General features: G+C 53.9%; 11 protein-coding genes. 5 read left to right on the top strand and 6 right to left on the bottom strand.

The genetic code is table 11. From position 1 onward, the window contains the following. Positions 1-175: 175 nt before the first annotated feature. Together GGE09_RS12200 and GGE09_RS12195 are read left to right on the top strand one after the other, a co-directional pair. On the top strand, positions 176-1,270 hold the full coding sequence (locus tag GGE09_RS12200) for a CaiB/BaiF CoA-transferase family protein (protein ID WP_309746410.1): 1,095 nt from the start codon (positions 176-178) through the stop codon (positions 1,268-1,270). Beyond that, positions 1,267-2,256: an Ldh family oxidoreductase gene (locus GGE09_RS12195; protein WP_309746409.1), complete on the top strand. Its 990-nt coding sequence runs from the start codon at positions 1,267-1,269 to the stop codon at positions 2,254-2,256. Before GGE09_RS12200 ends, GGE09_RS12195 begins: the two co-directional genes overlap by 4 nt. A 6-nt stretch (positions 2,257-2,262) precedes the next feature. Here GGE09_RS12195 and GGE09_RS12190 read toward each other — a convergent pair whose 3' ends face one another. The 5 genes from GGE09_RS12190 to GGE09_RS12170 all read right to left on the bottom strand — a co-directional run bounded on the left by GGE09_RS12190 (position 2,263) and on the right by GGE09_RS12170 (position 6,811). Next, positions 2,263-2,919 (bottom strand): hypothetical protein, encoded by a 657-nt coding sequence (locus GGE09_RS12190; protein ID WP_309746408.1) that lies wholly within the window; start codon positions 2,917-2,919, stop codon positions 2,263-2,265. 124 nt (positions 2,920-3,043) lie between these two features. Further along, on the bottom strand, positions 3,044-3,721 hold the full coding sequence (locus tag GGE09_RS12185) for a hypothetical protein (RefSeq protein ID WP_309746407.1): 678 nt from the start codon (positions 3,719-3,721) through the stop codon (positions 3,044-3,046). Positions 3,722-3,875: 154 nt separating this feature from the next. After that, complete coding sequence (locus tag GGE09_RS12180) at positions 3,876-4,241, bottom strand: hypothetical protein (RefSeq protein WP_309746406.1); 366 nt, start codon at positions 4,239-4,241, stop codon at positions 3,876-3,878. Between the two features lie 77 nt (positions 4,242-4,318). Beyond that, a complete protein-coding gene (gene parE / locus GGE09_RS12175; protein WP_309746405.1) occupies positions 4,319-6,301 on the bottom strand; it encodes a DNA topoisomerase IV subunit B in 1,983 nt (660 codons plus the stop codon). A 99-nt stretch (positions 6,302-6,400) separates the two neighbouring features. Then, positions 6,401-6,811 carry a hypothetical protein gene (locus GGE09_RS12170; RefSeq protein WP_309746404.1) on the bottom strand — a complete coding sequence of 137 codons (411 nt, stop codon included), beginning with the start codon at positions 6,809-6,811 and terminating at the stop codon, positions 6,401-6,403. A 120-nt stretch (positions 6,812-6,931) separates the two neighbouring features. On the opposite strand from GGE09_RS12170, the gene GGE09_RS12165 reads away from it, so the two are divergent. After that, positions 6,932-7,822, top strand: a complete 891-nt coding sequence (locus tag GGE09_RS12165; protein WP_309746403.1) for an endonuclease/exonuclease/phosphatase family protein — start codon at positions 6,932-6,934, stop codon at positions 7,820-7,822. 69 nt (positions 7,823-7,891) lie between these two features. Next, positions 7,892-9,256, top strand: a complete 1,365-nt coding sequence (locus GGE09_RS12160; RefSeq protein ID WP_309746402.1) for an MATE family efflux transporter — start codon at positions 7,892-7,894, stop codon at positions 9,254-9,256. A 123-nt stretch (positions 9,257-9,379) separates the two neighbouring features. Here the strand turns inward: GGE09_RS12160 and guaA are convergent, their stop codons facing one another. Continuing rightward, on the bottom strand, positions 9,380-10,966 hold the full coding sequence (gene guaA / locus GGE09_RS12155; RefSeq protein WP_309746401.1) for a glutamine-hydrolyzing GMP synthase: 1,587 nt from the start codon (positions 10,964-10,966) through the stop codon (positions 9,380-9,382). Positions 10,967-11,201: 235 nt separating this feature from the next. Here guaA and GGE09_RS12150 point away from each other — a divergent pair, with 235 nt between their 5' ends. Next, positions 11,202-12,749, top strand: a complete 1,548-nt coding sequence (locus GGE09_RS12150) for a trimethylamine methyltransferase family protein (RefSeq protein WP_309746400.1) — start codon at positions 11,202-11,204, stop codon at positions 12,747-12,749. The last annotated feature ends 8 nt before the right edge of the window (positions 12,750-12,757 follow it).

The following is a 12,757-nucleotide window of genomic DNA, read 5'->3' as shown; positions in this document are numbered from 1 at the left end:
TAAAAAATCTGCTCAACCGGTCTGATGCCGGTCCTGCGGACCATAATACAGGGTTTTGTGGGGGCTGTCATCCAAATGCGCAACCCGTAGCGTCAGAAAGGGCGAAATTCCGCTTTTTACTAGCGAGTGTCGGACAATAACGGTATCAAAAGGGAAAGAATTGGGAAGGAAAACCATGTCAAACGGACCTTTGAGCGGGATCAGAATAGTGGAATTCGCGGGTCTTGGCCCGACACCATTTGCAGCGATGACGCTGGCGGATATGGGGGCCGAGGTGATCCGCATTCAACGGCCGGGATTACAGAGTCTGATGGGGTTGGACTATGATATCCTTGATCGCGGGCGGGGTTTCGTTGAGCTGGATTTGAAAAACCCGCAAGACATTGAAACAGTTAAGGGATTACTGGCCTCTGCCGATGCGCTGATCGAAGGGATGCGCCCCAATGTGATGGAACGTCTGGGGCTTGGCCCTGATGAAATTCACGCGCTGAACCCGCGATTGGTGTATGGTCGGATGACCGGCTGGGGGCAAAGCGGGCCATTGGCCCACGCGGCAGGGCATGACATCAATTATATTGCCTTGTCGGGCGCCTTGCATGCCATCGGGCCACAGGATACGCCTGTTATCCCGTTGAATTTACTTGGTGATTTTGGCGGCGGAGGGATGTATTTGGCCTATGGCGTGGTCTGCGCGTTGCTAGAGGCGTCACGCTCGGGGTTGGGGCAAGTGGTGGATGCGGCCATTACCGACGGGACGGCGCATTTGATGTCGATGATCTATGCGATGAACCAAGGCGGGGCTTGGGCCGACCGGCGCGAGGCCAATATCCTTGACGGGGCGGCGCCATTTTACAATGTCTATCAATGTGCCTGCGGTGGCTGGGTGGCCATCGGCGCGATTGAGGCGAAATTCTATGTGGAATTGCTGGCGCGGATCGGGGCGGAGGCGGAACTGGCTAAAACCCAGATGGATCGCAGCACCTGGCCCGCGCTAAAGCAGGAATTTGCCGCGATTTTTGCGCAAAAGTCCCGCGATGACTGGGACAGCGTTTTGTTGGGGACGGATTGTTGTTATGCTCCTGTTTTAACCATTGCCGAAGCCTTTGACGATCCCCACAATCAGGCGCGCGGCGTGTTCGAAAAAGGCGGCCAGATGACAGAACCCGCACCAGCGCCCAAATTGTCACGCACGCCGGGCGGGATTCAGAAAGCCTCGCAATCAGAGGCGTTGAATGTTCAGGAAATTCTAACGAAATGGGGATCAGCATGAGCAAGATCACTGTCGCGCTGACAGAGATAGAAACCACCGCCGCGCGGGCAATGACGACCCATGGTGCCGCCCCGTGGATCGCCGCAGAGGTGGCCAGGGCTGTGCGCATGGCAGAGGCCACAGGCAACCTGATCTGTGGGCTGTATTATCTGGAAAGCTATTGCACACAACTGCAATCTGGTCGGGTGAATGGAGCCGTGGAACCGTTTGTTTCTAAACCAAAACCTGCCTCCGTGATGGTGGATGCCAAGCTGGGGTTTGCCCAGCCTGCCTTTGCCCGTGGTTTACCGGTAGCGCTGGAAACTGCACGGGAAATGGGCACGGCGAGCCTTGCGATTTGCCATTCCCATACCTGCACGTCTTTGGGGTTTTTCACCGAGCAGATCGCACAGGCGGGTCTGATCGGGATCGGGTTTACCAATGCCTCGGCTGTGGTTTCGCCGCCCGGGGGGAATTCTGCGGTGTTGGGCACCAATCCAATGGCATTGGCGGTGCCTGCCAAAGACGGCGGGGTGGCGTTTCAGTTTGATCAATCCACATCTGCGGTGGCGCTGGGGAAAATCACTATGGCAGCAAGTGCCGGCGAAGAAATCCCACTGGGTTGGGCGGTTGATGCGGACGGCAATCCGACAACTGATCCCAATGCGGCCCTGAAAGGGTCACTGGTATCAACGGGGGGCTATAAAGGTTGGGGCTTTGGCCTGATGGTGGAAATTCTGGCGGCTGCGGTGACCGGATCGGTCAATTCGATGGATGTGAAAGGGTTAAAACTGGCCGATGGACCGCCCCATGATCTGGGGCAATTCTATTTCCTGCTGGACCCGACGGGGTATTCCGGTGACGGTTTCTATGAGCGGCTTGCGCGGGTGGCTGACGCGGTGGCCGAACAGCCAGACGCTCGATTGCCAGGGGCAGGGCGTGTGTTGCCGTCAGAGGTGCAGGTTGACGCAATGCTTTGGGATCGTTGCGTAAATCTGGGGGCTTAAGGCGGATTATTTCCTGTTAGAGTCCCGTTTGGCGATGCGACAAGCCTCAACCACGGGACGCAGCGCGTCACTTGATCCGCGCAGCGGAAAGCGTTCGGTTGTGCCATAGGCCAGCAGCTTGATATCGGCATAATTGCCCGTGATCAGGCGGCTGAAAATTGGCGACAGAGGTTCTTTTTCAACGAACTCCCAATCTTTTCCATCGGGTTGGTAATGGGCTACCCCAGTATAACCAAAGGATTGAAAATCCATAAACACCATTTCCGAGGGGCCGTCATCGGTTGTTGGAACTGTTTTGATTCCGCCATCATCATAAGGGATTGCGGCCACAAGGGCGGCTGCCTCGCGATCTTCGGCGCTAAGTTGATCACCACCTTGGCCACCTGTTTTAGTGTCTTCAATCGGTTTGGGCGGCGTATAGGCAAAGCCCGGACGATAGCGCAGGACCATGCGGACTTCTGGCACATTGCATTCAATGCGCAGCGCCAGCCATTTCTGATCATCCTGATTGCAAAACAATAATGCTGTAGGCGGTGTGCCAATGGTTTCAGAGGCAGGGATACCTTCCCATCTGTCACATTCAGCACGACGATTGATGGTTTCAGCCTGCACAGACCCTGCCGCCAATACGGCAAGGCATCCAAAACTTAGCAGCATTTTCATAAAATCGTCCCTTTTAGTCCTTGGCCCGATGCTCTTTGGGCGGGCAAGCGTAAAAAATAAGCTGCAAATCGCCGAAAATAAAGCGGATTTTGACCGTTTCCCTTAAGGCTGTTTTAATGCGTGGTTAATTTGCCCATTTCGTCAAAAATGTGGTGCCGGTAAGGGTCTGCGTTTTCAGACCATATTCCCCCACAGGAAGGCGATATCGGTTGCCGCCGCACGATTTTACGGCATCGACCAACAGATCGAATTGGGGACTGATTTCAACTGGCATGACTGGTTCAAAGAGGTGGGTTTGCGGAAAGTTAATATCCGCGACCGTCAATTTCACCTCAATTTCACCCGGGACACCTTTGGCCCGACGATTTTCGATTGCATAACACTGGGTAAGTTTGTGGGATTCTCGGTCGAAATCCACGGGGGGCACAAATGCTTGATGGATGTCGGTTATATTCAGCTGCATGGCACCCGCTTCAAACAGCATAAAAGCGGTTGCTGTGGCATTGCACTTATCGGCCTTTTCCAGACACTCCAGTAAGGCTTGGCGTTTTTCGCGGCCTGCATCAAAAACCACCGGATATTCCACGCCTTCGACGGAAAATTTGAAACCATTGGGGGAGCGTTTGTCTATTGAGGCCATAGCGTCGATAGAGAAAGCTGTTTTGCCCCAGTTTTCATAGACAGTTGCCAAATCAGGGAGCGGGTCTGTTTGGGAAGCAGGATTGTCGTCGGCATATGTTGTGAAAGCGGACAGGCTTGCGATGAAAGCTGTTGCTGTCCAAAGGGGGCGAATGAATTTCATTTTAATCTCTTTTAGAGGGAACTCGATTATTACTACCTAGGGTATCTGTCATTTTTTTGGCATGATCTAGGTGGAGTGTTGAAATGGTTGGGGTAACGCGTTCAAATCAAGTGATTTTTTAGGTATTTAAGCTCAAAAGAAGCTGGGTCGGTTATCAATTGGGTGGGGGGAGCATTTTGTAGCAGCCGGTGCCTGAAAGCGTGCTGGAGACGACTTTATTGTTCTTGATGTCAGCCACATAGAGGCATTTTTGGTTTACGATCTGATTGTCATATCCCACCAGAATGACCACGCCGCCCAGCCGTTCGTATTCCGGATGGCGCACAACAAAACTGTCTGTGCGTTCCCAGACGACTTGGCTTGCAGTGCGGCTGATCGGAGATCCGAGGGATGCGATGACCTGTTCAACGGTTTTGCCGTTGTGTTGCGTCAGGCGGGCCTGTTTTTCCTGCGGAGTTTCACATGCGGCAAGGGCCAGCAGGCTGGTGCAGGCCAAAAGGAGTTTCGCGATCTGGCCCATGGGTGGCCCCCTTGTCGTAAACAGGTATTTTACAGATAGGGCGCTGGCAGCGCAGGGCAACCAGCGTCAGAAATGCGTTACAGATCCAGCTCTTCGACAAATTGGGCGTTTTGTTGAATGTACTCAAAGCGCAGTTCCGGCTTTTTGCCCATCAAACGTTCTACCAGATCGGATGTTTCCCCAGGTTCGTCATCGTCCACTGAAACGCGGATCAACTGGCGGGTTTTCGGGTTCATCGTGGTTTCTTTCAGGTCAATGGCGTTCATTTCGCCCAGACCTTTAAACCGCGACACGTCGATTTTACCCCGTCCGCCAAGGCCTTTTTCCAACAGGCGATCTCGTTCTGCCTCGTCCAGAACATAGACGGTTTTGGATCCTTGGACCAGTTTGAACAAGGGCGGGCAGGCCAGATAAAGGTGTCCGCCATCTACCAGAGGCCGCATCTGCGTGAAGAAGAAGGTCATCAAAAGGGCAGCGATATGGGCGCCATCCACGTCAGCATCGGTCATGATGATGATTTTTTCGTAACGCAGGTCTTCGATGTTGAACCGTGTGCCCATGCCAACGCCCAGCGATTCGCACAGGTCGCTGATTTCTTGATTGGACATCAATTTGTTACTGGCGGCCCCCAAAACGTTCAGGATTTTACCCTTCAGCGGCAACAAGGCCTGATTTTTGCGATCCCGTGCGCCTTTGCCTGATCCGCCAGCCGAGTCACCCTCTACGATGAACAATTCGGTGCCTTTACGGTCTTTGTTGGTGCAATCCACCAGCTTGCCCGGCAGGCGCAGCCGTTTGGTGGCCGATTTACGCTGGGTCTCTTTTTCGGCGCGGCGGCGCAGGCGTTCTTCGGCCTTGAGAACCATGTAATCAAGGATCGCGCCCGCCGCTTTGGTATCCGCTGCCAACCAGTTGTCAAAATGATCACGGACCGAGTTTTCGACAAGTTTCATCGCTTCCGTGGTGGCCAGACGGTCTTTGGTTTGACCCACGAATTTGGGTTCACGAATAAAGACCGACACCAAGGCGCAGCCCCCGCCCATTACGTCGTCGCGGTTGATTTGGCCGGCTTTTTTATTACCGACCAATTCGCCGTAGCCCTTGATGCCTTTCAGGATTGCAGCCCAGAAACCAGCCTCATGGGTGCCGCCCTCGGCGGTTGGGATGGTGTTACAATAGGACTGGGTGAAAGCATCGCGCGACGGGGTCCAGTTGATCGCCCAGTCCACATTGCCCACTTCGCCGGAACCGAATTTTTCGGTGAAATTCACATGGCCCGCAAAGGGGCGGTCTGAATATGTGGACGATCCTTCCAGCCGTTCGGCCAGATAATCGGCCAGACCGTTGGGGAAGTGAAAGCTGTCACTGGTGGGCGTTGTGTCGTCTTTGGACAGACAGGCTGAATCACATTTCCAGCGGATTTCAACGCCGGAAAACAGATAGGCCTTTGATTTTGACATATCATACAGACGTTTGGGTTTGAACCGAGCGCCTGCGCCGAAAATCTGCGCATCCGGGTGAAAGGTCACGGATGTGCCGCGGCGGTTTTGGGTTGGCCCCAGTTTTTGCAACTGGCCTTGGGGAATGCCACGGCTGAATTCCATGGCGAACAATTCGCGGTTGCGGGCAACTTCCACCCGAACGTGATCGCTAAGCGCGTTAACAACAGAACTGCCGACCCCGTGCAAACCGCCTGATGTTTCATAATTGTCGCCGTTGAATTTACCACCTGCATTCAGGGTGCAAAAGATGATTTCCAGCGCGGATTTGCTGGGATCTTTTGGGTGGGGATCAATTGGAATACCGCGCCCGTTGTCGCGCACGGTCACGGAGAAATCAGCGTTCAGTTCCACCTCGATCCAGTTGGCATGGCCTGCAACGGCCTCATCCATGGAATTGTCCACAATCTCGGCAACCATATGGTGCAGCGCGCGGTCATCTGTGCCGCCGATATACATACCGGGGCGCAGGCGCACGTGCTCCATGTCTTCCAGCACTTGAATGCTGGAGGCGTCGTAGGATTGCTCCGCTTTTTCACGGAAGAGGTCTTCTGCGGCCATAATTGCTCGATTCCTGCTGGCTCTTTGGTTGGCAGCATTAGACCATTAGGGGCAGTGCGGCGCAAGATGGTGTGTGCGCAATCCCTTGGCAATTCGGGTCTAGTCGTCGCGCAAGGCTGAAAAAACCCGCATGCCGATCCAGATTGCAAGGGCGATGGCACTGAAGAACAGGCACAAATAGATCAACGGGTAGTGGTCGCTGAATTCTTCAATCGCAAGCAAACCGATCAAATGGAACCCGGCCCACAAAAAACCTGCGAGCGCGAATAAGGGGGCCAGCCACAAGTGCAGATCGTCGATTTGGTTGGGCGTCGCCAGCAAAGCGCGGCGCAGGCTGGGTGGGCGAAAGCCGATCAGGATAAAAACGATGATGCAGCAATAAGACGGCAAAATCATCAGACGCACCAACAGGTTCAGCACGCCGCTGGAATCGCTCCACGGTAATAGAACCGCCACAGGAAGCATTAAGGACACGGCAAAAAAGCCGAAATAACGGAAAAACAGGTTCATAATAACCCCGGTACAAAATCACAGACACACTGCCACAGGCAGCGCCGACTATTTGGTATTAGTTTGTGTCAATTGTAAGAAACCATTGCACCTTTTATTGCGTTGATGCAGGAGGTTTCGATGAAAAAGATACTTCTGTGCCTCTTGTATATCGCACCTGTCTTGCTTGTGGCAAGCGCGGGGGGCGCTTTGCATCCGATCGGGGATAGTTTGGCTGTGTTCCGGTTTCAAATCGGGGTGGTGTCGCTTGCGTCAGCGGTTGGTATTTTTATGCTGGGATGGAGGCGGGTTGCCGAAGCTATTGCGCTTTTGTCCATCGCCGCCAGCGGCGCGATCTGGTGGAGTTATCGGGCCGCCCCGATTGAGGGGGATTTTGATGCGACACTTTATCAAAAGAACATGCTTTTTATTCTGGATAACCCAAAGCCATTGATCGCTGATATTAAAGAAAAATCACCTGATTTCATTACCTTGCAGGAAATGACTTCAAGAACCCAAAGCGTTCTGCCGGCCCTTGGTGACGCATATCCAACCCAAAGCTCATGCATTTCGGAACGGGGACGTGGTATCGCTTTGGCAAGCCGGTTTCCACCTGTATTGGGCAGCAGGATTTGTCAGGCAGAAAACGGGCTGCTTGCACAACAAGTGACTACGCCCGATGGCCCTCTTTGGCTGGTATCAATCCATCTGCGTTGGCCCTTCCCAATAGATCAAGCGGAACAGGTGGGGGTGATCGTGCCAGTGCTTGAAAAATTGACTGGACCAGTGATTCTGGCTGGGGATTTCAACATGGTGCCCTGGTCCTATTCCATGACCCGTATTGAAGAGGCCACGCGAACGCAGCGGATTGGCCGCACCAACGGGACTTTTCTGCTGGAACATCGGATGATGTTGCCCATCGATCATGTGCTGGCCCCCAGCGCATGCGGAGGGGACGTTTCAACACTTGATCTTCTAGGCTCGGACCACCATGGTGTTCTGGCAAGCCTCTCTCTGAAGCGCTGCCACTAGGCTTTCCAACGGCATTGCGCCAGACTAAGCCCTTTTTTTAAATCGCTGCTAGTCCTGAAAGCAAGGCCCATGAAAACGACTCCACCCATGACCTGGCGTGGCCATATACGCGCTTCTCTTGTGCTTGGCTTGCCTCTGATCGGCAGCCATATTGCGCAGATGCTGACCCATATCACCGACGTGGCTATGTTGGGCTGGTATTCTGTAGAGTCACTGGCCGCGGTGGTTTTGGCAACGCAGGCCTATTTCATTATCTTTATCGTCGGGTCAGGCTTTGCCTTTGCGGTGATGCCACTATGTGCAACTGCAATCGGGGCTGGGGATGATCGTCAGGTGCGCCGGTCGGTGCGGATGGGCAGTTGGATCGTTACGCTGTATGGCATCCTGCTGGCTGTACCCCTTTGGAATATTGAGCCGATCTTAATCGCATTGGGGCAGCAGGAAAATCTGGCGCGGATTGCGTCCGAATATATGCAGATCGCTATTTTCGGTTTGTTTCCAGCACTTTGGATCATGGTGCTGAAAAGTTATCTGTCGTCATTAGAACGTGCCCAAGTGGTTCTGATCGCCACTTTGATCGCAGCAGGCGCAAATGTGGTGTTCAATTACGCGCTGATTTTCGGCAACTTCGGCTTTCCCGCAATGGGCGCGCGCGGGGCGGCTTGGGCCTCGATCCTGACCATCAGCATCGATTTTGTGTTTCTGCTGGTCTATTGCGGCGTGCTACCGGCGTTGAAAAAATATCAACTGTTCCACAACCCTATGCGGTTTGATCGCGAGGCATTTTTTGAAACCTTCAAATTGGGCTGGCCCATTTCCCTGACATTGTTGGCTGAAACGGGTCTGTTTTCTGCCGCCACCATCATGATCGGCTGGTCTGGAACCGTGGCGCTGGCGGCCCATGCGGTGGTGCTACAAATCACCTCGGTCGGGTTTATGGTGCCACTTGGCATTTCAAATGTGGGTACAATCCGTGCGGGACGGGCATTGGGGCGTAAAGATAAACTTGGCCTGTCGCGGGCGGCGATGGTGGTTGTTCTGGGCGCATTCCTGTTCGCGTTAGTGACCATGACCCTGTATTTGACCATTCCGCGCAGTTTGATGCGGTTGTTTCTGGATCCGTCAGAACCCAATCTGGAGGCCATCGTTGAAATGGGCGTGCTTCTGTTGGTGGTCTCTGCGGCATTTCAGATCGTAGATGCCACCCAAGTGGCCGCGCTGGGAATGTTGCGGGGGATCAAGGACACGACAATCCCCATGGTTCTGGCTATATTCAGCTATTGGTGCGTAGGCGCACCGATGGCCTATTTGCTTGGCTTTCCAATGGGATATGGCGCGCAAGGTGTTTGGGGTGGGTTGGTGATTGGCCTGTCACTGGCGGCAATCACCATGCTGGCACGCTATTACAAACTGCAACGGGAACTTGAATTTTAAGGTCGAAAAAGTAGGTATTTGAACAACAAAGAGGCCCGAAGTGGTCTTTTCTACCACGACGAGCCTCTTTTTTTGGATCAGATATACCCGCGCGGAGCGCAGCCAATTATCGCCATGGAATGTTTATTCCCATTCAATCGTACCCGGGGGTTTTGATGTGATGTCATAGGTCACACGGTTGATGCCCTCGACCTCGTTGATAATCCGCGTTGCGGTCTCGCCAAGGAAGTCGTGGCTGAACGGATAGTAATCCGCCGTCATTCCGTCAACCGAGGTCACGGCGCGCAGCGCACAGGCATAATCATAGGTCCGTCCGTCGCCCATCACGCCAACGGTTTTCACCGGCAGGATTGCTACAAAGGCCTGCCAGATGTCATCATAAAGTCCGTGTTTGCGGATCTGGTCGATGTAAACCGCATCCGCCTTGCGCAGGATTTCCAGTTTCGGACGGGTGATTTCACCGGGGCAGCGGATCGCAAGACCCGGCCCGGGGAAAGGGTGGCGGCCGATGAAGCTGGCAGGCAGGCCAAGTTCACGCCCCAAAGCGCGGACTTCATCTTTGAACAACTCGCGCAAAGGCTCTACCAGTTTCAGTCCCATTTTTTCGGGCAGACCGCCCACATTATGGTGGGATTTGATGGTGACCGAAGGCCCGCCGGAAAACGACACGCTTTCAATCACATCGGGATATAACGTGCCTTGGGCCAAAAATTTTGCTCCGCCCACTTCGCTGGCGTGTTTCTGGAAGACGTCTATGAACAGTTTGCCGATGATCTTACGTTTGGTTTCCGGATCAGACTGGCCGTCCAACTCTCCTAGAAACAATTCCTGCTCGTCGGCATGGATCAGTGGCATGTTGTAATTATCGCGGAACATTTTAACGACTTCTTCGGCTTCTCCCTGCCGCAGCAAACCGTGATCCACAAAGACACAAGTTAACTGATCGCCGATTGCTTCGTGGATCAAAACCGCAGCGACAGAGCTGTCAACACCACCGGACAGACCACAAATCACCTTTGCATCACCGACTTGTTCGCGTATTGCAGCGATGGCTTGTTCGCGGTAGGTGCCCATGGTCCAATCGCCGCTAAACCCTGCCAGTTTAACGAAATTTTCGTACAAGGTGGCGCCATTAGGGGTGTGGTGAACTTCGGGGTGGAACTGTACAGCAAAGAAGTTGCGTTCCAGATCCGCCGTGATCGCAAAAGGCGCATTGGGGGAGGTTCCGTACACCTCAAACCCGGGGGCAATTGCACTGACGTGATCGCCGTGGCTCATCCAGACTTGCTCGCGCTCTTCTAGAAACCAGCCGTTCAGCATATCAATCCGCTGTTCTGTGGGCTGTACATAGGCGCGCCCGAATTCGGCTGTGCCGTGACCCCGTTCCACCTTGCCGCCCAGCATATGCATCATAACTTGTTGACCATAACAGATGCCAAGGATCGGCACGCCAAGTTCGAAAACAGCCTCTGGCGGGCGCGGCGAGCCTTCGGTTATGACCGATGCCGGACCACCTGAAAATATCACCGCTTTGGGGGCGAATTCTTTTAGGAAATCCGCGGTGACCTTTTGGAAAGGATGAATTTCACAATAGACGTTCAGCTCGCGCAGGCGGCGGGCGATCAATTGTGTGACCTGAGAGCCGAAATCAATAATCAGCAGCTTTTCGTGGTCAAATGTTTCGGCGGGGAGGGGGGCGTGATCTGTCATGGCAAGCCAATAGTAAATGGCTGGGATTCGCGCAAGGCTGCTTTGGTGACGCAGGGCGGTTATATGGAAGAAAAAAAGGGCTATTCGCGCGGTTTGGCGCGACCTTTTCAACCCCTTGAGCAGAGTTTCCGACACAGGATGTCGCTTTGCGCCCGAAATAGACGAATTTGCACCCTCACAGGGGGGCAATTCCTCTAAACCAGCTTTCAAAGATGTGAAATTAAGGTGATCCCAGATGTCTGATGCAGCCCCAACACCCCAACGTCGTACGCGTGGCGGAGGCGGCGCAGCCCGTCGCGCCGATCGCACAGCCGTGCGCCTTGAGGCCGTGAAATACATCGAGCGCAACATTCCGAATTTTGAGATTCTGAATGAAGAAGCAATGCAGGTCATTGAAACCAATGCGGAAACCATTCTGGCTGAAATCGGAGTAAACTTTCCAGATAACCCGGCCGCGTTGAAACGCTGGGCGGATGCCGGTGCTGATATTGACGGGGAGCGGGTGCGAATTCCCCGTGGTTTGGCACGGGAATTGATCAAAACCGCCCCGTCAGAATACATTCAGCACGCCCGCAACCCTGAACGCAGTGTGCGGGTGGGTGGCAATTCCATGGTGCTGGCACCAGTGTATGGCCCCCCATTTGTGCGGGATATGAATGGCGGGCGCCGTTATGCGACCATCGCTGATTTTCAGAAGATGGTGAAGCTGATCTATATGTCCAAATGGATGCATCATTCGGGTGGTACTGTGTGCGAACCGACTGATATTGCAGTGAATAAACGGCATCTGGATATGTTGTATGCCCATATGACCCTGTCGGATAAACCTTATATGGGATCAGTGACGGCGCCGGAGCGGGCGGTTGATTCTGTTGAAATGTCCAAAATTCTCTTTGGGGGGAGCCTTGAAGATAAGACGGTGATGACCTCGCTGATCAACATCAATTCGCCTTTGACGTTTGACGACATCATGATGGGCGCGATGGAGGTTTACGCCAAGAACAACCAAGCCTGTATCGTGTCGCCCTTTATCGTTGGCGGGGCGATGGCGCCGGTTTCTGTTGCGGGGACGCTGACGCAGGTTCTGGCGGAGGCTATGGCGGGGATCGCCTATAACCAGTTGTGTAATCCCGGTGCGCCGGTGATTTTTGGCGCGTTTGTGGCCAGTATCGACATGAACTCTGGCGCGCCCACCTTTGGCACGCCTGAAGCATCGAAAATACTTTATGGCGCGGGGCAATTGGCGCGTCGGTTGAACTTGCCGTTCCGGTCAGGCGGGGCGCTGTGTGGATCAAAACTGCCCGATGCGCAGGCGGCTTATGAAACGTCAAACACATTGAACGCGGCATTGCTGGGTGGGGTTAATTTCTGTTTGCATGCAGCGGGTTGGCTGGAAGGCGGGCTTGTGACCTCGTTTGAGAAATTCGTTATGGATGCGGATCAACTGGGTGTGTTGCACTCCATCGCCAAAGGTGTGGATATTTCTGAAAACGGTCAGGCCATGGGCGCGATCCGCGAAGTTGGTCCGGGCGGTCACTTTCTGGGTTGCGAACACACGCAAGCCAATTTCAAGGAGAGTTTCTGGAAGACACAGTTGCTGGACTATAAACCCTTTGAAACCTGGTCCGATGAAGGGTCGAAAGATACAATGCAACTGGCCCATGAACGGGTTGAGCGGATGATGACGGAATACACCCAGCCGCCGATTGATCCGGCTGTCGACGAGGCGCTACAAGCCTTTGTTGCCCAGCGCAAAGCGTCAGAACCGGATGCTTTTGTCTGAACAAGCAA

Source organism: Roseobacter sp. N2S (assembly GCF_031454055.1).
GTDB lineage: Bacteria > Pseudomonadota > Alphaproteobacteria > Rhodobacterales > Rhodobacteraceae > Amylibacter.
This window is presented reverse-complemented; position numbering and strand designations above follow the sequence as displayed.